This window comes from Acidovorax sp. 69 (assembly GCF_002797445.1).
Taxonomy (GTDB): Bacteria; Pseudomonadota; Gammaproteobacteria; order Burkholderiales; family Burkholderiaceae_C; genus Acidovorax.
The window spans coordinates 1,995,160-2,013,228 of record NZ_PGEP01000001.1 but is presented as its reverse complement, the minus strand read 5'-3'; the positions used below and the strand labels follow the sequence as shown (position 1 = coordinate 2,013,228).

Annotated in this window: 19 protein-coding genes; 5 read left to right on the top strand and 14 right to left on the bottom strand. The window is 66.7% G+C overall.

Annotated elements, in window-relative coordinates:
* Positions 1-117: 117 nt before the first annotated feature.
* Complete coding sequence (locus tag CLU85_RS09210) at positions 118-1,113, top strand: endonuclease/exonuclease/phosphatase family protein (protein WP_100409994.1); 996 nt, start codon at positions 118-120, stop codon at positions 1,111-1,113.
* A 39-nt stretch (positions 1,114-1,152) separates the two neighbouring features.
* Here the strand turns inward: CLU85_RS09210 and CLU85_RS09205 are convergent, their stop codons facing one another.
* Together CLU85_RS09205 and CLU85_RS23110 are read right to left on the bottom strand one after the other, a co-directional pair.
* A complete protein-coding gene (locus CLU85_RS09205; RefSeq protein WP_100409993.1) occupies positions 1,153-2,106 on the bottom strand; it encodes a DMT family transporter in 954 nt (317 codons plus the stop codon).
* Positions 2,103-2,282 carry a hypothetical protein gene (locus CLU85_RS23110; protein WP_198509163.1) on the bottom strand — a complete coding sequence of 60 codons (180 nt, stop codon included), beginning with the start codon at positions 2,280-2,282 and terminating at the stop codon, positions 2,103-2,105. Before CLU85_RS23110 ends, CLU85_RS09205 begins: the two co-directional genes overlap by 4 nt.
* A 93-nt stretch (positions 2,283-2,375) precedes the next feature.
* Here CLU85_RS23110 and CLU85_RS09195 point away from each other — a divergent pair, with 93 nt between their 5' ends.
* Positions 2,376-3,242 (top strand): LysR family transcriptional regulator, encoded by an 867-nt coding sequence (locus tag CLU85_RS09195; protein WP_100409991.1) that lies wholly within the window; start codon positions 2,376-2,378, stop codon positions 3,240-3,242.
* 225 nt (positions 3,243-3,467) lie between these two features.
* On the opposite strand, the gene CLU85_RS09190 is transcribed toward CLU85_RS09195, so the two are convergent.
* From CLU85_RS09190 to CLU85_RS09180, 3 genes are all read right to left on the bottom strand, one after another.
* The gene (locus tag CLU85_RS09190) at positions 3,468-4,109 is read right to left on the bottom strand and encodes a DsbA family protein (RefSeq protein ID WP_100409990.1); all 642 of its coding nucleotides are present in this window, start codon (positions 4,107-4,109) and stop codon (positions 3,468-3,470) included.
* Between the two features lie 12 nt (positions 4,110-4,121).
* The gene (locus CLU85_RS09185; RefSeq protein ID WP_232727777.1) at positions 4,122-4,388 is read right to left on the bottom strand and encodes a hypothetical protein; all 267 of its coding nucleotides are present in this window, start codon (positions 4,386-4,388) and stop codon (positions 4,122-4,124) included.
* 76 nt (positions 4,389-4,464) lie between these two features.
* Entirely contained in the window at positions 4,465-5,328 is an 864-nt protein-coding gene (locus CLU85_RS09180; RefSeq protein ID WP_100409988.1) for an MBL fold metallo-hydrolase, read from the bottom strand.
* A gap of 145 nt (positions 5,329-5,473) precedes the next feature.
* Between CLU85_RS09180 and CLU85_RS09175 the strand changes: the two genes are divergently transcribed.
* Positions 5,474-6,367, top strand: a complete 894-nt coding sequence (locus CLU85_RS09175) for a LysR family transcriptional regulator (protein ID WP_100409987.1) — start codon at positions 5,474-5,476, stop codon at positions 6,365-6,367.
* A gap of 279 nt (positions 6,368-6,646) precedes the next feature.
* Here the strand turns inward: CLU85_RS09175 and CLU85_RS09170 are convergent, their stop codons facing one another.
* The 3 genes from CLU85_RS09170 to CLU85_RS09160 form a co-directional block, all read right to left on the bottom strand.
* Complete coding sequence (locus CLU85_RS09170; protein ID WP_369858179.1) at positions 6,647-7,648, bottom strand: Bug family tripartite tricarboxylate transporter substrate binding protein; 1,002 nt, start codon at positions 7,646-7,648, stop codon at positions 6,647-6,649.
* Positions 7,649-7,715: 67 nt separating this feature from the next.
* Positions 7,716-8,105 carry a hypothetical protein gene (locus CLU85_RS09165; protein ID WP_100412460.1) on the bottom strand — a complete coding sequence of 130 codons (390 nt, stop codon included), beginning with the start codon at positions 8,103-8,105 and terminating at the stop codon, positions 7,716-7,718.
* A gap of 104 nt (positions 8,106-8,209) precedes the next feature.
* Positions 8,210-9,610 (bottom strand): acyclic terpene utilization AtuA family protein, encoded by a 1,401-nt coding sequence (locus CLU85_RS09160; RefSeq protein ID WP_100409986.1) that lies wholly within the window; start codon positions 9,608-9,610, stop codon positions 8,210-8,212.
* 126 nt (positions 9,611-9,736) lie between these two features.
* Here CLU85_RS09160 and CLU85_RS09155 point away from each other — a divergent pair, with 126 nt between their 5' ends.
* On the top strand, positions 9,737-10,639 hold the full coding sequence (locus CLU85_RS09155; protein ID WP_100409985.1) for a LysR family transcriptional regulator: 903 nt from the start codon (positions 9,737-9,739) through the stop codon (positions 10,637-10,639).
* A 187-nt stretch (positions 10,640-10,826) separates the two neighbouring features.
* Here the strand turns inward: CLU85_RS09155 and leuD are convergent, their stop codons facing one another.
* Genes leuD through CLU85_RS09135 form a run of 4 tightly spaced genes read right to left on the bottom strand, consistent with a single transcriptional unit; the run spans position 10,827 to position 14,886 of the window.
* Positions 10,827-11,504 (bottom strand): 3-isopropylmalate dehydratase small subunit, encoded by a 678-nt coding sequence (leuD, locus tag CLU85_RS09150; RefSeq protein WP_100409984.1) that lies wholly within the window; start codon positions 11,502-11,504, stop codon positions 10,827-10,829.
* A complete protein-coding gene (leuC, locus tag CLU85_RS09145) occupies positions 11,501-12,919 on the bottom strand; it encodes a 3-isopropylmalate dehydratase large subunit (RefSeq protein WP_100412459.1) in 1,419 nt (472 codons plus the stop codon). The genes leuD and leuC overlap by 4 nt, the downstream gene beginning before the upstream one ends.
* Before the next feature lie 33 nt (positions 12,920-12,952).
* The gene (locus tag CLU85_RS09140) at positions 12,953-13,858 is read right to left on the bottom strand and encodes an alpha/beta fold hydrolase (protein WP_100409983.1); all 906 of its coding nucleotides are present in this window, start codon (positions 13,856-13,858) and stop codon (positions 12,953-12,955) included.
* A gap of 26 nt (positions 13,859-13,884) precedes the next feature.
* The gene (locus CLU85_RS09135) at positions 13,885-14,886 is read right to left on the bottom strand and encodes a tripartite tricarboxylate transporter substrate binding protein (protein ID WP_100409982.1); all 1,002 of its coding nucleotides are present in this window, start codon (positions 14,884-14,886) and stop codon (positions 13,885-13,887) included.
* 115 nt (positions 14,887-15,001) lie between these two features.
* Between CLU85_RS09135 and CLU85_RS09130 the strand changes: the two genes are divergently transcribed.
* Complete coding sequence (locus CLU85_RS09130) at positions 15,002-15,928, top strand: LysR family transcriptional regulator (RefSeq protein ID WP_100409981.1); 927 nt, start codon at positions 15,002-15,004, stop codon at positions 15,926-15,928.
* A gap of 103 nt (positions 15,929-16,031) precedes the next feature.
* On the opposite strand, the gene CLU85_RS09125 is transcribed toward CLU85_RS09130, so the two are convergent.
* Together CLU85_RS09125 and CLU85_RS09120 are read right to left on the bottom strand one after the other, a co-directional pair.
* The gene (locus tag CLU85_RS09125) at positions 16,032-17,198 is read right to left on the bottom strand and encodes a DUF4382 domain-containing protein (RefSeq protein ID WP_100409980.1); all 1,167 of its coding nucleotides are present in this window, start codon (positions 17,196-17,198) and stop codon (positions 16,032-16,034) included.
* Between the two features lie 212 nt (positions 17,199-17,410).
* The gene (locus tag CLU85_RS09120) at positions 17,411-17,992 is read right to left on the bottom strand and encodes a hypothetical protein (protein WP_198509162.1); all 582 of its coding nucleotides are present in this window, start codon (positions 17,990-17,992) and stop codon (positions 17,411-17,413) included.
* Positions 17,993-18,069: the final 77 nt, after the last annotated feature.

Sequence of the window (18,069 nt, the reverse complement as noted above, 5' to 3'; positions counted from 1 at the left end):
ATGAGCCAACGCACGAACCGGGGCTTGGTTTGAGCCCCGGTTTTTGCTAGACGCATCGACAGCGGGGGGCGACACGCGCCTCGCGCAGAATGCGCTGGCGGCCACTTTCTTCTCGCCATGCCAGAACAACGTTTCAACCTCTCTCGTTTTATCAGTGCGCGATGCCAATGGCTGGTGTGGCTGTGCACGCTAGGTGCGCTGACGGCGCCGATGTCGCGCCTGCTGCCTGCGCAGGCTTGGCCCCGGCTGCAGTGGCTGGTGGAACTGGCAGCCCATTGGCAATGGGCTTATGCCGCAGTCGGCGTGTTGGCACTGGGTGCACTGGTGCTGCTGCGCGGGCAGCGCAGCGGGTGGCGGCTGCTGATCGCGGCGGTGGCGCTGGGGGGTTGCTTCGCATGGCAGGCGGGCACTTTGCAACGCGCAACCCAACCGGCTGATGACACCCCGGTGTTGACCGTGGGCACGGCCAACATGAACCTGGCAACCACCGATTTCACAGCGCTTTTGCAGTGGCTTGCATCGGCCGATGCGCCCGATGTGGTGATGCTGCAAGAGTTCACCCAGCGGGCGCAAAACGCGCTGGAAAGCCACCCCGAAATTGCGGCCCGCTACCCACACCGGCTGCTGGTGCCGCAGCCCGACCCGTTTGGCCTGGCGGTGCTGTCGCGCCACGCGCTGACCCGCACCGAAACGCTGCAGCCGCACAACGACCTCGACACCCTGCGGCTGCGCGCCACGCTGGCGTGGCAGGGCAAAACCGTGCAATTGGCCGCGCTGCACCCCATGCCGCCGCTGAATGCGGCGTTTGCGCAGGCGCGCGACCGCGCACTGATGCAAGAAGCCCTGCACATTCAGCAAACGGGCGACCTGGGCGTGATGGCGGGCGACTTGAACATCACCCCGTGGGCACGCGGCTTGTTCGCGGTAGAAGCGCACATGCGCCGCGCCAACAGCGTTGCGCCCAGTTGGCCCAAAGCGTGGGGTTGGTTGTCGGTGTTGCCGCTGGACCATGTGTTGGCGTCGCCGGGCTGGCAGGTGGCGGGCTCGCGCATCGGGCCTGATCTGGGGTCTGACCACCGGCCCGTGGTGGTGCGGCTGGCGGTGGTGCCTTAGGCCGAAGTCAAAGCGGTCAAAGCAACTCAACCCAAGCGCTCAAGCCCGCGCTGGCACCACTGGTGAAGCGCCGGGCCGCCGAATCGTCCACAGCGCGGCGGCCATCAACACCACACCGGCCAATTGCACAGGGCTCAGGGTGCGGCCGTACACGGCCCAGTCCACCAGCACGGCGGTGAGCGGGTACACAAACTGCAGCACGGCGATGCGCCCCAACCCCAGGCGCGACATGCCAGCAAACAGCACCACATACGCCAGCCCGGTGTGCAGCACACCCAGGCCCAGCAGCCAGCCCCACGCAGCGCCCAGCGGTGGCCAGCCCAGCACAAACGGTGCCCAGGCCAGCGCCACGGCGCCTACCAGGCACTGCCACAGCGCCATGGCAAACGGGCTGACGGATTTTTGCGTGTTGGCCAGCAGCGTCACACCCGCATAGCAGAGCGAGCCACCCAGGCACATCAGCACGCCGGCCATGTAGCTGCTTCCGATGCCGATGCTTGTGCCGGTGTTGCTGCTGGCTGCGGTGCCGTCGAGCAAGCCCGTGGTCAGCACCAGCCCACCCAGCGCGGCTACCGTGGCCAGCCACTGGCTGCGCGACACCGCCTCGCGCAGAAACAGCGCGCCAAACACGATGACCCAGATGGGCTGCACATGAAAAATCACCGTGGCCACGGCGATGGACGTGCGCGGTATGGCGGCAAAAAACAGCGCCCAGTTCACCACCATCAGCACGCCCGTGGCGCACGCCACCCAGCGGCTGCGGCCTTGGAGCAGCAGCTCGCGCCCGCGCCCGGTGGCCAGGCACCAGGCCAGCAGCGCCATCGCGCCAAACACACAGCGAAACCACACGGTGATGAGCGGGTGCTGGCCCGCTTCTTCGACAAACACGCCGACGGTGCCCAGCAGCACGCCGCCAGAGATCATGAGTCCCTGGCCGCTGCGCTCACTGGCAACGACAGGATCGCCCAACGTGGTATTGGTGGCGGTGTTCATTCGGCATCCATCCACTGGAGCCGTTCACGCTGAGCCTGTCGAAGCGCTGCGCGAGGCTTCGACAGGCTCAGACCGAACGGATATTTCGAGTTCAAAGAGGCCGAATCGATAGCGGCTGTGGATTCGAGCGTTGAAAGCATGGAGAGCAATGGAGGTGCAAAGGCCGTATGGGTCATGGCACCGATGGTCGGCGCTTGCTCTAAGGCCGTAAAGCGCATAGTTCGAAGAACTATCATTCGTTAATCGAATAAGCAGACTCCATCTTGTCCATGAACTACCCCGACTTTCAAATCGACTGGCTGCGTGCCTTGGTGGCGGTGGTGGATGCGGGTTCGCTGTCTGGCGCGGCGCCGCTGGTGCACCGCTCGCAATCAGCGGTCAGCATGCAGATCAAGAAGCTGGAGACCGCGCTGGGCCGCCCGGTGCTGCTGCGCGGCCCGCGCCACCTGGAGGTGACGCCTGCCGGGGCAGAGCTGCTGTCGTACGCGCGCCGCATGCTGGAGCTGCAGGCCGAAACACAGGCCGCAATGTTTGGCCCGCAGCTGGCGGGGCGCGTGCGACTGGGCGTGCCCGACGACTACGCCAGCACCTACCTCACGCCGGTGCTGCGCAGCTTTTCGCACCGGTACCAGGGGGTGGAGATTGAGCTGACGTGTGAGCAATCGACCTCACTCATCCCGCGTGTGGTGCGTGGCGAGCTGGACTTGGCGCTGGTGTCGCGCGACAAGCCGCAGCGGGGGCACTTTTTGTTTGAAGAACCGCTGGTGTGGGTGGGCGCGGCGCAGTTTGACGTGTGGCGGCGCGACCCGCTGCCGCTGGCGGTGTACGAAGCCACCAGCATGGCCCGCACGGCCACGCTGAAAGCACTGGCGGCGCGGCGGCGCGGCTACCGCATCGTGTACCACAGCTCCAGTCTGGCGGGGCAGCTGGCAGCGGTGGAAAGCGGCCTGGCCGTGGCCGTGCTCACGCGCTGCAGCGTGCCCGCCAACTTGCAGATTTTGCAGAACCTGCCCGCTGAGTTTGACCTGCCAGCGCTGGACTCCATGAACGTGGCGGTGCTGCGCAGCAAGGCGTCACACCGCGTGCCTGCGGTGGATGCGATGTATGAGCAGATGGTGCGGACGCTGTCAGGTTAAAGGCATTCAGCGCTGTGGTGGCGTTGAGCGCGGTGGCCGACGTGGCTGCCTGCACCCGCACCGTTTGTGCAGAGCTTGCCAAAGGTTTTTGCACCAGCGGGCCCTGGCTTCGACGGGCTCAGCCCGAACGGTGGGGCGTGGGTGAATAGAGTCGAGATGGCGGCAAAAAGCGCTGTGAGGGAAATGGGGCAAACCAGCTCCGCGCATTGCGCGTGCCCGTCTCCATCAACCTGCCAAAACCTGCGCCAGCAAACCCTCGTGCGGCCCCAGCAGAGCGTCGCCGCCTATCAAACGCAACGCCCCGCCCTGCCCTGTAACCACCAATTGCGGCACGCCCCGCGCTCCCACGGTGTGCATGGTGGCCTGGGCTTTGGAAACACGTTCGGCCATGGCGCCGCGCAATGCGGCATCGGGCGAGAGCACCTTTGCAGCCGCATCGGCCAGGCCCAGGGCCGTCAACACATCGGCCAGCACCTGCGCGTCGGCCGTGTCGCGGCCATCCACATAACGGGCGCGCTGCAGGGCATGCAAAACATACAGCTCGCGCTCTGCCTCTGTCTCGGCCACAGCGGTGAGTGCCAGCGTGGCGGGGCCTGAGTCAAAGCGGCCTTCCGCGGCGCCCAGAATGCGGTCGCGATAGGCCTGGGTGAATGGCTGGCCCGTGAGCTTTTCGATGCGCTGGTCGTTGGACCACGCATACGCGGCGAACTGGGCATCCATGGGCCGGGCACCGGCACCTGCGAACAGGCCGGTGGGCGCCAGCGCCACATGCACGCCCGGCGTGGCCCGAAGGCGCGCCAGTGCCGGTGCGGCGGCATAGCACCAGCCGCACAAGGGGTCAAACAGATAAGTCAGCGTGGTGGACATACGTCAGGGTCTTTATTCAACGTCAAGTGAGGGAGATGAGGCCAGTGCGGCCTCAAACGCAGCGATCTCCTCGGCCAGCGTGCCCCGGCTGCGAAAGTGGCGGCCGGCTCGGTCGTACCAGTTCTCGGCGTCTTCGAGGTCGCCCTCTTGCACATGCAGGATGCCGTGCAGCCAGGCGGCGAGCAGGGAGCCGTCGTGCTGCACCAGATCATGCGCCGCGTTCCAGCGCCCGGCGTGCAGGTGCTGCAGGACTTGTTGGAGGGTGTGCGTGGTCGTCACGATCGGGTTCCTTTCAATTAACAGGGGTGGCGGCGCGGGCTTTCAACGGTGGCAGGCCCACGCTCCAGGGCGCTTCTTACCACTTCATCTCGCCCTTGTTCACCTTGGCGCCAATGTCCAGCGACAGGCCCATGGGTGCTGCGGGGTAGGCCTTTTTCATCGCGTCGATCAACTCGGCGCCCGTCTTGGTGGCGGCAGCGTTTTTCTCAAACGCTTGCAGGTAGCCCTTGGTGTAGGTCACCGCGGTCACATCCAGCGTAGTGCCGGGCAGCATGTGGCCGGGCACGACCACGGTGGGCTGCAGGGCGGCCATGTCGTCGAGCTGGGCCACCCAGGCGCTGCGCTCGGCCACGGTTTGGGTGTCGGCCGTCCACACATGCAGGTTGCCAAACACGCCAATGTTGCCCACCACGGCCTTCACCGATGGAATCCACGCATAGGGGCGGTGCGCCAGCAGGCCGGTGGTGCCACGGATCTCGACCGTCTGGCCGTCGACCATCAGCGTGTTGCCGCTGATGGCCTTGGGCAGTACGGGCGTGCGCGGTGCGTTGGCGCCCATCTTGGGGCCCCAAAAAGCGAGCTTGCCTGCGAGCTTGGCGTTGATCTTCTCCAGCACAGCGGGGGTGGTCACCACTTCGGCTTGGGGGAAAAACGCCTTGAGCGTCTCGGCGCCAAAGTAGTAGTCCGGGTCGGCCTGGCTCACGTAAATGGTTTTGAGCTCTTTGCCGCTGTCGAGCACGTTGGCGGCAATGCGCAGCGCGTCGGCGCGGGTAAAACCTGCGTCGATGACCATGGCTTCTTTCTCGCCATAGACCAGCGTGGAGTTCACGTTAAAGCTGTTGCCGTCGGCGTTATATACCTTGATCTGCAAGGGCTGGGCAGCCTGGGCGCCTGCGAAGGCGAGCGACAAGGTGGCGGCGATGAGGGTGGTGCGGAACATGGCGAAATCTCCAGGGTATGAGATGGGTTGAAAGGGTTTGCGTGAGGTACGGGATGCAGTTTATTTGCACCAATCGATCTAATAAACGCCATAAAATGCGCAAACTTGTTGCAAAAATCGATCAAATAACCCTGCCAACCACCCTATGGACCGTTTGACTGCCATGCGCGTGTTTACCGAAGTGGCCACCAGTGGCAGCTTCAGCGCTACGGCCGACCAACTGGAGATGTCGCGCGCCATGGTCACGCGCTATGTGGGCGAGATGGAGCAATGGCTGCAAGCCCGCCTGCTGCAACGCACCACCCGCAGCGTGACGCTGACCGACGCGGGCGAGCTGGCCCTGCGCCGCTGCCAGCAAATGCTGGCGCTGACGCAAGACCTGGAAGAAGAAACCGCCACCACGACCGAGGGCGAGCTGCGCGGGCAGCTGCGCATCACCTGCAGCGTGTCGTTTGCGTTTGCGCAGATGGGCGCGGCGATTGCCGACTTTCTGGCGCAGCACCCAGAGCTCAAGATCGATCTGGACGCGAGCGAAGGCTCGCTGAACCTGGTGGAAAAGCGCATCGACCTGGCCATCCGCATCAGCGCCGAGCCCGACCCGTTGCTGATTGGTCGGCCGCTGGCGCGCTGCGATTCGGCGCTGGTGGCATCGCCCGCGTACCTGGCTGCACACGGCACGCCGCAGGTGCCTGCCAACCTGGCGAGCCACCGCTGCCTGAGCTACGCCAACTTTGGCAAAAGCGTGTGGCAGCTGTCGCGCGGCGACGAGGTCGCCAAGGTGGGCGTCACCAGCCCCTTCAGCGCCAACGAGGCCACCACGCTGATGCGCGCGGCGCTGGCGGGTGGGGGCATAGCGCTGCAACCCACGTACCTCGTGAACCCCTACCTGCGCAGCGGCGAACTGCAGGCGGTGCTGCCGGGGTGGGATTTGCCGGTGATGACGATTTATGCGCTGTACCCGTCGCGCAGGCATTTGTCGCCTGCGGTGCGGGCGCTGCTGGATTTTTTGGTGGAGAGGTTTGCGGGGGTGCCGTGGTGAGGGATGGAGGCCGCTGCTGAAGAACTACTAATTTGATAGCTACCAGCGCTTATTCATCAAGCAGTAGAGGCCCATCAGGCTTGATTTTTCACAATCGCTGAAAGCGCGCTGAGACTCCCTCTCCCTGGGTGGGAGTGGGTGGGGGAGAGGGGGCGTATGGGGCGCGGCGCCTTGAAGAAGAGTCCCCTCTCCCCCGCCCGCTCCCGCGAGATGAGAGGGAGCGAAGACCGGGGTGGCGCGTGTGACCACCTACCGCCGCCGGGCCTGCGGCCCTGCGGTCTATTCCGCTTCGATGCCAGCCGCCTTGATGACCTTGCCCCACTTCACCGTCTCTGCCGCCTGGAACCGGGCCAGCTCGTCGGGGGTGGTGCTCCAGGCTTCCGAGCCCGCGTTGTCGAAGAAGCTCTTGGCGCCGGCGCTTTTGGTGGCGGCGGTCAGCAACTCGTTGAGGCGCGCCACCACGGGTGCGGGCGTGTTGGCAGGCACATAGGCGGCAAACCAGTAGCCCATGTCGTAGCCCTTCACGCCGGCCTCATCCAGCGTGGGCACGTCGGGCAGTTGCGCGCTGCGCTTTTGGGTGGAATAGCCCAGGGCTCGCAGCTTGCCCGCCTTGACCTGCGGCACGCCGGTAGAGGTGTCCGTGATCATCAGATCAATCTGCCCGCCCAGCAGGTCGGTGATGGCCAGGGGGTTGCTTTTGTAGGGCACATGCAAGATGTCGACGCCTGCCAGTTGCTTGAGCATTTCGCCCGCCATGCGGCTCGATGAGCTACCGCTGCCAAAGCTGAGCTTGCCGGGGTTCTTTTTGGCAAACGCCAGCAGCTCGCCCACGCTCTTGTAAGGCGCGCTGGCATTGACCACCAGCACCTGCCCGCCCTTGCCCAGGCCGGTGACGGGGGCGAAGTCCTTCACGGGGTCGTACGAAAGCTTCTTGTACAGGTGCTCGTTGGCCGCGTGCGTGGTGTTGGTGGTGATGAGCACGCTGTAGCCGTCGGCTGCGGCCTTGGCCACGGCAGACGCTGCGATCATGCCGCTGGCACCGGCCTTGTTGTCGATGACCACGGGCTGTTTGGTGTCGGTGGTGATCGACTGGCCCAGTGCGCGGGCGAGCTGATCGGTGGCACTGCCGGCGGCAAACGGCACCACAAAGGTGATGGCCTTGGCCGGGTAAGCGGGGGCCTGCGCACGCGCAGCCGTGCCGTGCAAGGCGCCCAGCGCCAGCACGGCAGCGGCCATGGCATGGCGGCGGCTCAGGGTCATCAGCGAAGTGGATGGGGTCATGTTTGTCTCCTTGTGTGTTGGTATGAATGCGAAAAGGGGAAAGCCAAAACGGGAACGCGGTGAGTGGCTATGCCGAAGGCCCTGCCAGGTGTTGAACCAGCGCCTGGGGTACGTGGATGGGCAGGTCCAGCAGCAGGTAGCTCAGTGCCTTGCCGTGGCTGTCGAGGTTGAGGGAGTCGTTCACGCCGCCATCGAGCACGTCGTCCAGAACGATGTTCATGGCCTGTAATGGGGGCAGCAGGTAGCGCGTGACCTGGCGCGGCTGGCGCAGCGCAAACTGGCGTGCGACGGTGGCTTCCGTGACTTGATCGACCAGCACATCCCACAGTGCGGGGTGCCAGGCGATGACGCTGATGTTGGAACGGTTGCCTTTGTCGCCGGTGCGGCTGTGGGCCAGGCGGTACAGGGGAAAGGTTAGGAAGCCCCCCCTGAGACGCTGCGCGTCTTCCCCCCCCAGGGGAACGCCGCCGGTGCGGCGGGGCGGCCCTTGCACGGCGGCCGCTGGTAGGAGCCCCGCCATGTTGACAGGCTGTAGGTCGGATGGATGGGTGGTCGTCGTGGTCATGGTGATACCTCCAAGGGCTGCGGCGTGGGCTCTACCATTTCAAAGCGCACCGCCACCGCCTCGCGCGGCACCAGGCACGACACGGTGCCCAGGCGTGGGCGCATGGCGGTGCGCACGCCGCCACCGCCTGCGGGGCCGCAGGTGTACAACGCGGTCACCTCGCGCACCAGGCGCTGGGCGCTGGCGTGGTCGCGGTGCTGCAGGGCCACGCGCAGGCGCACGTCACATGCGCTGTTGCGGGTGTCGTCTCCATCACCGGCGGGCGCATCCAGCCAACGGCTGGTGTCGTCGCCCCACACGCTGGTCACGCCGATCAGGTCGATGCGTAGCGGGCCCAGGCCGCGCAGCCGTTCGCGCAGCACCTCGCCCGCCAGGCGGGCACGCGCCTCGGCGCGGGCGCCGGCGTAGGAGATTTCGCCTTCGGCAAACCAGCCAGATTCAAAACACACATTGACCTTGAGCGTGGCGGGCCGCGTGTGGCCCTGCACGCCGTCGAGCCGAACGGCATCGGTGCCCACAGCCCGCACCTGGGCCTGCGTGATGTCTGCCACCACGTCGGGCGTGAGGTACGCCGCCGGGTCGTGCAGCTCGTACAGCAGCTGCTCCTTCACGGTGCGCTCGTTGATGCAGCCGCCTGTGCCTGCGGGCTTGGTGATGGTGCAGTGGCCGTCGGCGTCGATCTCGGCGATGGGATAACCCAGTTGCGCCAGGCCCGGCACGTCCTTGTAGCCGGGGTCGGCAAAGTAGCCGCCTGTGACCTGGGCACCGCATTCCAGCAGGTGCCCGGCCATGGTGGCGCGGGCCAGCCGGTCCCAGTCATCCATCGCCCAGCCGTAGTGCGCCAGGGCCGGGCCCAGCACCAAGGACGGGTCGGCCACGCGGCCACAGACCACGATGTCGGCGCCTGCGCGCAGCGCATCGGCAATGGCCTGCGCGCCGATGTAGGCGTTGGCGCTGACGAGGGGCTCGGTGGGCATGGCATCGCCCAATGCGCCTTGCAGCAATGCGCGGTGTTCAGGGCCGCTCAGGTCGTCGCCCTGCACCACGGCAATGCGCGGGCGGCGCAGGCCCAGCTCGGCAGCCAGCGCGTGGATGCGGCGCGCAGCGCCGTAGGGGTTGGCTGCACCGAAGTTGCTGACAATGCGCACGCCGTGCACCAGGCACTGCGCCAGCACGGGCTGCAGCAGGTCGACCAGCAAGGGTTCGTAGCCCGCCTCGGGGTGGGTGCGGCGCGCCAGCTGGGCCAGCGCCAACGTGCGCTCGGCCAGCGTCTCAAAAATCAGCACCGACGGCTGTCCACTGGCAATGAGTGCCTGCACCACCGGGGCTGCGGCATCGGTGCGGTCGCCCGAGAAGCCAGCGGCACAGCCGACCAGCAGGTTTGTATGGTTCGCCATGCGTCCTTTGTCTCCTGGCCCAGACTGTAGGCAGGCGGCGGTATTCTGTGAAATCGATTGTTAAGATGAATCCATCTGTTTTTCAGATCAATATTGGACATTCTTAGCCCACATGCCAATCTGCCCATGAGCGCCTATCACCTCTCCAGCCGCCAGGTCGACGCCTTCATTGCGCTGGCCGAGCAGCGCAGCTTCACACGCGCAGCCGCGCTGTGCCATTTGTCGCAGCCCGCGTTCAGCGCCCTGATCCGCGCGCTGGAGGACGCCCTGGGCCTGCGCCTGTTTGACCGCAGCACGCGCCATGTGGCCATGACGCCCGAGGGGCAGAACTTTCTGGAGTCGGCCCGCCGCATCCGGGCAGAGATCACCAACGCATTGGCCGCCGTGCGCAACACCGCTACGCTGCAACGCGGGCGAGTGGCCATGGCGCTGCTGCCCTCACTGGCAGCAGGCTGGCTGCCAGGCGTGCTGGCGCAATACCGTGCGGCGCACCCGGGCATTGAGATCGACATTGCCGATGTGCTGTCAGAGCCCTGCATCGACCGTGTGGCCAGCGGCCACGCCGACTTTGCACTGGCCGCCATCCGCGCCGACACGCCCGCGCTGCAGGCCGAGCCCTTTTGCAGCGACAACTTCTACCTGGTGTGCCCCGCCAACCACCCGCTGGCGCGCCGCCGCAAGGCGATCACCGCGCAAGACCTGGCCGCCTGGCCTTTCATCCACCTGGCCCGCACCAGCAGCGTGCGGCAGTACCTGGAGGCGGCCCTGCACCCGCAGGCCATGCACACGTTGATGGAGGTGGAGCAACTGGCCACCGTGATGGGCATGGTGCGTGCGGGGCTGGGGATCAGCGTGGTGCCGGCACTCACGCTGTTTCACTTTGAGCAGCCGGGGCTGGTCACGCGGCCGTTGTCGCTGCCGGGCCTGATGCGGCAGATCTACCTGGTGCGCAGGCGGGACGAAAGCCTGTCGGTGGCAGCGCAGGCGCTGTATGCGCTGGTGATGGAGAAACGGCCGGATGTGGGTTGAACGCGGCCTCGTTTTGCGCCCCATCACCGCTTGATCGCGGCACAAAACAGGGCATACCAGTGTTCAGGGGTTTCGCCTTTCTCAGCAAACGATGGGGTGCGATGCAGGTTCAGCGACTGCGTTGTTGCGCACCACACGCTGCTGATTGACAGGCAGATCGGGCGCGTCGTCGACGACGACGGCCTGTTCAGGCTCCCGTAGTCGGCAGCGCCTGGCGGTCCAGGCGTTCGCGCGTGCGCAGCGCCACGTCTTTCACCCAGGGCTGCGCAGCCCAGTGCCGCTGGGTAAAGGCATCGATCTGGCGTTGGTAGGCAAGCGATGCACCGATCACATCCAGGCCATCCAGGAACATGCGCCGGTGCCGCTCTGAGAGGGTGAACGGCGCGCAGTGCCCTGCCGTGCGCACCAGGCGTTGTTCCACGTCGATCTCCACGGCCAGCGGGCCTGCGGTGGCGCGGGCCTCACGCATAAAGGCCTGAGCGTCGGCCTCGGTCACCATGGCCAGCAGCAGGCGGTTGTTCATGGCGTTGGAGTAGAAGATCTCGCCAAAGCTCGACGCCACCACGGCCCTGAAACCATATTGCTGCATGCCCCACACGGCATGCTCGCGGCTGGAACCGCAGCCGTAGTTGCTGCCGGCCAGCAGCACATCGGTGCCGGCAAACGCCGGCTGGTTGAGCACAAAGTCTGCGCGCGGCTGGCCGCTGCCGTCAAAGCGCAGGTCGTACAGCAGGCCCGGTGCCAGGCCCGCCTTGTCGATGCCGCGCAGGAACTGCTTGGGCATGATCTGGTCGGTGTCGAGGTTGGCGATATCAAGCTGCGCAGCCAGGCCGCGCACGGTGGCGTTATGGTTGTCCGTGGTCATGCGGCCACCTCCAGGGTTCTCACGTCGGTGATGTAGCCGGTGATGGCTGCGGCGGCGGCCATGGCCGGGCTCATCAGGTGAGTGATGGCGCCCCGGCCCTGGCGGCCTTCAAAGTTGCGGTTGGTGGTGGAGGCGCAGCGCTGGCCGGGGGCCAGCACGTCGTCGTTCATGGCCAGGCACATGGAGCAGCCGGGCTGGCGCCACTCGAAGCCGGCGGCCACCAGACGCGCGGCAATGCCCTCGGCCTCGGCCTGGGCCTTCACGGCACCCGAGCCAGGCACGACCATGGCGCGCACACCGCTGGCCACGTGACGGCTGCCGACAATGCGGTCCACCTCGCGCAGGTCCTCAATGCGGGCATTGGTGCACGAGCCGATGAACACATGCTGCACCGGCACACCCGCCAACGGCTGGCCGGCGGCCAGGGCCGTGTAGCGCAGGGCCTGCTCGGCGCTGCTGCGCTGCACGGCGTCGGTGATGTCTTCTGGCCGGGGTACGGTGGCGTTGATGGCCATGGCCTGGTCGGGGCTGGTGCCCCACGTGACGAAGGGGGCGACCGCGCTGGCGTCGAACACATGCTCCACATCGAATACGGCGCCCGCATCGCTGTGCAAGGTGGCCCAGTGGGCCAGGGCCTGCGCACGCACCTCGCCGATGATGTCGGGGGCCTTGGCCAGCACATAGGCGATGGCCGTCGCATCGGGGGCGATCAGCGCGCCGCGCGCACCGGCCTCCACGGCCATGTTGCACAGGGTGAAGCGCGCCTCGACCGACAGTGCGCTGATGGCGCTGCCGCCAAACTCCACCACATAGCCGCGCGCGCCCTGCGCACCGATGCGGCTGATGACCATCAAGATCAGATCCTTGGCCGTGGTGCCCGTGGGCAGCACGCCGTCCACACGGATGCGCATGTCCCGGGCCAGGCGGTAGACCAGGGTCTGGGTGGCCAGCACATGCTCCACCTCCGAGGTGCCGATGCCGAAGCCCAAGGCGCCCAGGGCGCCGTAGGTGGTGGTGTGGCTGTCGCCGCAGAGGATGACCATGCCCGGGCGCACCATGCCGTGCTCGGGCGCGATCACATGCTCGATGCCCTGCAGCGGGTCGTTGGTGTCGAACAGCGGGATGCCATGGCGGTCGCAGTTGGCCTTGAGGTTGCTGGCCTGCAGGGCCGAGGGCGGGTCCTGGATGGTGCGGTACCGCACCGGGTGCGTGGGGATGATGTGGCTCACCACCGCCACGTTCTGCCCCGGCGCGGGCACACCGCGCCCGGCCTCGTGCAAGCCGGCGAAGGCCTGGGGGCTGGTGTATTCGTTCATCAGGTGCAGGTCGCAGAACAGCAGCACGTTCTGTTCGTCCAGAACGGCCACGGTGTGCGATGCCACCAGCTTTTGGTAGAGCGTCGTGGGAGTGGTCATGGTCATCGTGGGTTTTGTTGTGCAGGTTCTTACCTATCGGCCATCCAGCAGGAAGGGCAAAGCCGCTTCGAGCAGCGCATCCGGTGCTTCCTCGGCGATGTAGTGCCCGCAGGGCAGCGCATGGCCGCGCACGTCGGCCGCCACGCGCTGCCACTCGGCCAGCGGTTGGAAGCACTGGTGCACCACGCCCTGCTCGCCCCACAGGGCCAGCAGCGGCATGGGCAACTGGTGGCCCGCATGGCGGTCGGCCCGGTCGTGCACCAGGTCGATGCCGGCGGCGGCACGGTAGTCTTCGCAGATGCCGTGGGCCGTGCCGGGCAGGCCCAGGCAGCGCACGTATTCGGCCAGCGCACGCGCATCGAACGGGGCCAAGCCCGCACTGCGCCGGCCCATCACGTCGCGCACATAGGCGGCGGGGTCGGCTTCGATCAACCGCTCGGGCAGCGGCGCGGGCTGGATCAAAAAGAACCAGTGCCAGTAGGCACGCGCAAAGGCATTGTTGGCCTGCTCGTACATGGCCAGCGTGGGCGCGATGTCGAGCAGCACCATGCGCTGCACGGCAGCAGGATGATCGGCCGCCAGGCGGTGCGCCACGCGCGCGCCCCGGTCATGGGCCAGCACCGTGAAGCGCGGGTGGCCCAGGTGCTGCATCACCGCCAGCATGTCGGCGGCCATGGTGCGCTTGCTGTAGAGAAGGTGCTCTGCGTCACCGGCGGGCTTGGCCGAATCGCCATAGCCCCGCAGGTCCGCCAGCACCAGCGTGAAGTGCTGCGCCAGCGCAGGCGCCACCTTGTGCCAGATGGCCGAGGTTTGCGGGTGGCCGTGCAGCAGCAACAGCGGCGGGCCATCGCCGCCCACCAGCGCGTGGATGCGCTGCCCATCGGGCGTGGGCACACGGTGGGGTGTGAAGCCGGGAAAAAGCGGGGTGGTGGCGGTCATGGTGTCGTTGGAGTTTCGGCGCGGGTCTACTCGGCAGTGATGCCACGCTCCTTGATCAGCTTGGCCCATTGCGGCATCTCCTTCTCGAGCCGCGCGCGGGCCTGCTCGGGGGTCGATGGCATGGGGTCGAACCCGTCCTTGGCCATGCGCTCCTTGAGCGCGGGGGTGTTGAGCGCCTGGTTCAAGCTGGCGTTGAGCTTGTCGATGACAGGCTTGGGCGTGCCGGCCGGGGCGAAAACAATGAACCAGGTTTCAAAAGCGTAGCTGGGCAGGCCCGCCTCGGCAATGGTGGGCACATCGGGCATCAGCGCCGAGCGCTTGGTGCCTGTGACGCCCAGCGCCCGCAGCTTGCCGGCCTGCACATGGGGCTGCGCGGCCGACAGCACGGGGAAGCTCAGCGCCACCTGGCCCGACATGGTGTCGATCATGGCCGGGCCGCCGCCCCGATAAGGGATGTGCACGATGGGCGTGCTCGCCACGGCCTTGAACAGCTCGGCCGACATGTGGAAGGTACTGCCCGCCCCGGCCGAGCCGTAGGAATACTGGCCTGGCTTCGCCTTGAGCAGCGCCACCAGTTCCTTGATGTTCTTAGCGGGCAGCGCGTTGTTGACCACCAGCACATGCTGCGAGCTGGCCACCAGGCCGATGGGTGCCAGGTCTTTCAGCGTGTCGTAGGGCATCTTGGCCGTAAGGCCTGGGTTGATCGCCAGCGACACGGTCTGCAGGCCGATGGTGTAGCCATCGGGCGCGGCCTTGGCCACCATGTCCACACCGATGTTGCCCCCTGCCCCGCCCTTGTTCTCGATGAACAGCGAGCCGCCCAGCGCCTTGCCCCACTCGTCCGTCACCAGCCGCGCGGCGATGTCGGCACTGCCACCCGGTGCATAGGGCACCACCAGCTTGATGGCCTTGTTGGGGTAGGCCGCAGGCTGGGCCACGGCGGCGGGCAGCGAGAGCAATGCCAGGGTGGCCACAGCGCCAGCGGCCAGCGGGCGAAAAGCGAAGGAAATGGCGGTGAACGCGGTCATGGGGTTTGTCTCCTTCAATTTGTTGTTGCCTGCATCTTATGAGTGATGTTGAAAGCCATAAATACCGTCAAAATTACTTCATTGATAATTTAAACGCACGAATCACTGATACACCATGGACGGCTTCTCCGACCTGCGCTTTTTCGCTTTGCTCATGAAGGAAGGCAGCCTGGCCGCTGCCGCACAGCAGATGGGCATCACGCCGCCTGCGGTCAGCCGGCGCCTGGCCCAGCTGGAGCACCGGCTGGGGGTGCGCCTGCTGCACCGCACCACGCGACGCATCCACCTCACGCCCGAGGGCGAGACCTACCTGCTGGACGGCGCGCGCATCCTGGGTGACCTGGAGGCGCTGGAGCGCACGGTGGCCGGCGCACGCAGCTCGCCCCGGGGCCTGATCAAGCTGGCCGCCACGCTGGGTTTTGGCCGCGTGCACATTGCACCGGCCTTGTCTGCCTTTGCGCGCGCGTATCCCGAGGTGGAGGTGCAGTTGCACCTGACCGACCGGCCGGTGAACCTGGTGGAGCAGGGTTTTGACGCCGCCGTGCGCTTTGGCGACCTGCCCGATTCACGCCTGACCGCGCGCCGCCTGATGGCCAACCAGCGCCTGCTGTGCGCATCACCCGCCTACCTGGCGCAGGCCGGTGCGCCCACCCAGCCAGCCGACCTGCTGGCCCACCAGTGCATCGTGATCCGCGAGAGCGACGAGACCTATGGCACCTGGCACCTGCACCAGGGCCAGCGGCAAGAGACCGTGAAGGTGCGCGGCATGCTCAGCACCAACGATGGTGGGGCCGCCACCCACTGGGCTCTGGCTGGCCATGGCGTGCTCATGCGATCCGAGTGGGATGTGGCAACCCACCTGGCCGCCGGCCGCCTGCGGCGCGTGCTGCCCGCCTGGGCCTTGCCCGCGGCAGACGTGACGCTGGTGTACCCCACCCGCAGCGACCTGTCGGCCAAGACGCGGGCACTGGCGGATTTCCTGGCAGCCTGGTTTTCCGGCGACAGGAAGGACTTCCTGGCGCGGCCCGCCCCACGGCCCTGACACCACGACCCTGGCCGATAGGCACCAGGGCGCGGCTCCCGCATGCACCACCGGCTTGCAAGGCCTCCTCATCGCAGGCAGGACGGCGCCCTCCCCCGCGGCGTCAGGGGAAGGTGAAGTCCATGGTTTGTACAGCGCCCTCCGTCAGAACAGGCAGCGCCTGCGTCTTGTCGGCAAAACCGCCTAGGCGGGCCTGCACGGCGTAGCGCCCCGTCGCCGCGGAGTCGGCGGCAAACACCAGGCCGGTGCCTGGCGCGGCATAGGGCGCGACCCGCGGCGCAAGGGTAGGTACCATGAAGCCGTAGGCCCCTGTCACCCCGTCAACGCCCCGGCCGGCCACTTCGATCGTGCCCCCCACCGACAAGGGCTGGAGCACCCGCACCATGGTGTCCACCGGGGCGGTGCCCTGCACCGTCGCGACCGGAGAGGGCGGCAGACTCAAAGGCGCGGCGCCCGTGCTCACGGAAGTCACTGTCTCGGCGGCCACCGGCACCCCCGTGACCACCGTCGTGGTGCGCCCCGCACCCACGACGACCAGCGTGTAGCTGCCCGGAGCCACCGGCTGAAGCAGGAACTTGCCCGCGCTGTCGGGTGTGGTGGCACGCACCAGCTCGCCATTGAACTGCAGGGAGACGCTGGTGCCCGTGCCTAGTTCCACATAGCCCTGCACCCCGGAAACGAAGCGCGAGATCACCGACACCACGGGTTTGAGCAGATACTGGCCCGAGGCACCAGCGGCCACCACCGACTTGCAGGCATCGAAGTCCAGAACGAAGTCGGCCATCTGATTGGCGCCCACGTCGATATTTACATTCGTCTTGACGCCAGATTGCTGCCCGCTCGGTGTTTTCAGCGCGACTTCCGATGCCCCGGTGGGGAGCACCGAATTGGCCAGGGGCTGCGCCCCTGTGTTGCTGGCTAGCACGAGCCGCAACTGCGTGTACTTTCCCGCGGGCAACGGCACCTGCCCCAGTTCCATGAGCACACCGTTGGTCAGCGTCAGCAGGTCCACCCTGCGCGCCGGGTTCAGCACGACCTCGGACCAGCCCGCATCGCTGTCCGAAGCGCTGCTACTTTGGTGGACGCGCACCTTCTCGACCGTGACATTCACGGCGGAATAGCCGCAACTGGGGGCATCCGTCATCGCCAGGCGCAACGTGCCATTTCCGCTGGTTTCACCACCTCCACCTCCACCGCCGCCCCCGCAGGCGGCAAGGCCGACGATGGACAGTGCACACAGGACGGTGCGAAGACAAGGATGGGTTTTCATGGGGTGGCCTCTTTGGTGAGATGTTGGCGGCTTCGGGACCAGGGAGCACCCCGAAGAATGTGAAAAATTCACACAAACAACCTTAAAGACATCCCGGCGCGTGTCTGTAGGACAACACCCAGACTTGGCCACGAGCAGCGCACGCTCTGCGCGCCGCTTTCCACTGCATGTCAGTACCGCCCAGCACGGGGCGCCTGTCGCCGATCGGCCCCTCAGGCACCGTCCATCAGGGTGACCGACCCGAACGGCATGTGGTGCATCAGTTCGCGCAGCACGAGCAGGCTGGCCGCGAATGCGGCCTGGGCAGGCAACCCCTCTTGCGAAACCGGGCGCCCTTGCGACACGGAGACAAGCCGGTTGAACACATGCTCCAGGGCGTCGAGACTCAGTATCCGCCGCGGACCTTGCGCAATGCCCGCCAGGGTGGCGATCTCGTGCAGCGCCGGATCTGTGGAGCACGGCGCGGCCACCGCACCTTGCGGCACCCAGGGGCGATGGCGGACATGGGCTGCGTAGACCTCGTCCTCCACCCACGCAATGGCGGTCTCCAGCTCGAAGGGGGTGGGAAGCGCTCCGCGGAAAAAATCGCGCGCCGTCTTCTGGCTGCCCAGCGCCAGGGTCAGCACCACGGAAGGCAACCGAGGATCCAGCCCCGTCGCCACCACGGTGTGCTCCGCCCCCATGTGCAGGGCGGTAGCCAGCTGCCCTGGCACAGCGAGGCCCCGGACCCGGCGGTACAGCGCCGCGATATCAAAGTCCGCATCATCCCTCTGGGGCCACGGCGATGACGCCACCGGCGGGGCCGGTGGGGACGATGGAGATGGAGGGGATGGTGGAGATAGTGAAGGCATGGGCATTCCGCGGTTGGTCG

What these genes read in the sequence shown, in the direction of transcription:
- CLU85_RS09130 (WP_100409981.1), top strand. Translation starts at nt 15,002, where the DNA reads ATGGACGGCTTCTCCGACCTGCGCTTTTTCGCTTTGCTCATGAAGGAA.
- CLU85_RS09190 (WP_100409990.1), bottom strand. Translation starts at nt 4,109, where the DNA reads ATGTCCACCACGCTGACTTATCTGTTTGACCCCTTGTGCGGCTGGTGC.
- CLU85_RS23110 (WP_198509163.1), bottom strand. Translation starts at nt 2,282, where the DNA reads ATGACCCATACGGCCTTTGCACCTCCATTGCTCTCCATGCTTTCAACG.
- CLU85_RS09195 (WP_100409991.1), top strand. Translation starts at nt 2,376, where the DNA reads ATGAACTACCCCGACTTTCAAATCGACTGGCTGCGTGCCTTGGTGGCG.
- leuD (WP_100409984.1), bottom strand. Translation starts at nt 11,504, where the DNA reads ATGACCACGGACAACCATAACGCCACCGTGCGCGGCCTGGCTGCGCAG.
- CLU85_RS09175 (WP_100409987.1), top strand. Translation starts at nt 5,474, where the DNA reads ATGGACCGTTTGACTGCCATGCGCGTGTTTACCGAAGTGGCCACCAGT.
- CLU85_RS09160 (WP_100409986.1), bottom strand. Translation starts at nt 9,610, where the DNA reads ATGGCGAACCATACAAACCTGCTGGTCGGCTGTGCCGCTGGCTTCTCG.
- CLU85_RS09125 (WP_100409980.1), bottom strand. Translation starts at nt 17,198, where the DNA reads ATGAAAACCCATCCTTGTCTTCGCACCGTCCTGTGTGCACTGTCCATC.
- CLU85_RS09170 (WP_369858179.1), bottom strand. Translation starts at nt 7,648, where the DNA reads ATGACCCCATCCACTTCGCTGATGACCCTGAGCCGCCGCCATGCCATG.
- CLU85_RS09135 (WP_100409982.1), bottom strand. Translation starts at nt 14,886, where the DNA reads ATGACCGCGTTCACCGCCATTTCCTTCGCTTTTCGCCCGCTGGCCGCT.
- CLU85_RS09155 (WP_100409985.1), top strand. Translation starts at nt 9,737, where the DNA reads ATGAGCGCCTATCACCTCTCCAGCCGCCAGGTCGACGCCTTCATTGCG.
- CLU85_RS09180 (WP_100409988.1), bottom strand. Translation starts at nt 5,328, where the DNA reads ATGTTCCGCACCACCCTCATCGCCGCCACCTTGTCGCTCGCCTTCGCA.
- CLU85_RS09140 (WP_100409983.1), bottom strand. Translation starts at nt 13,858, where the DNA reads ATGACCGCCACCACCCCGCTTTTTCCCGGCTTCACACCCCACCGTGTG.
- leuC (WP_100412459.1), bottom strand. Translation starts at nt 12,919, where the DNA reads ATGACCACTCCCACGACGCTCTACCAAAAGCTGGTGGCATCGCACACC.
- CLU85_RS09210 (WP_100409994.1), top strand. Translation starts at nt 118, where the DNA reads ATGCCAGAACAACGTTTCAACCTCTCTCGTTTTATCAGTGCGCGATGC.
- CLU85_RS09205 (WP_100409993.1), bottom strand. Translation starts at nt 2,106, where the DNA reads ATGAACACCGCCACCAATACCACGTTGGGCGATCCTGTCGTTGCCAGT.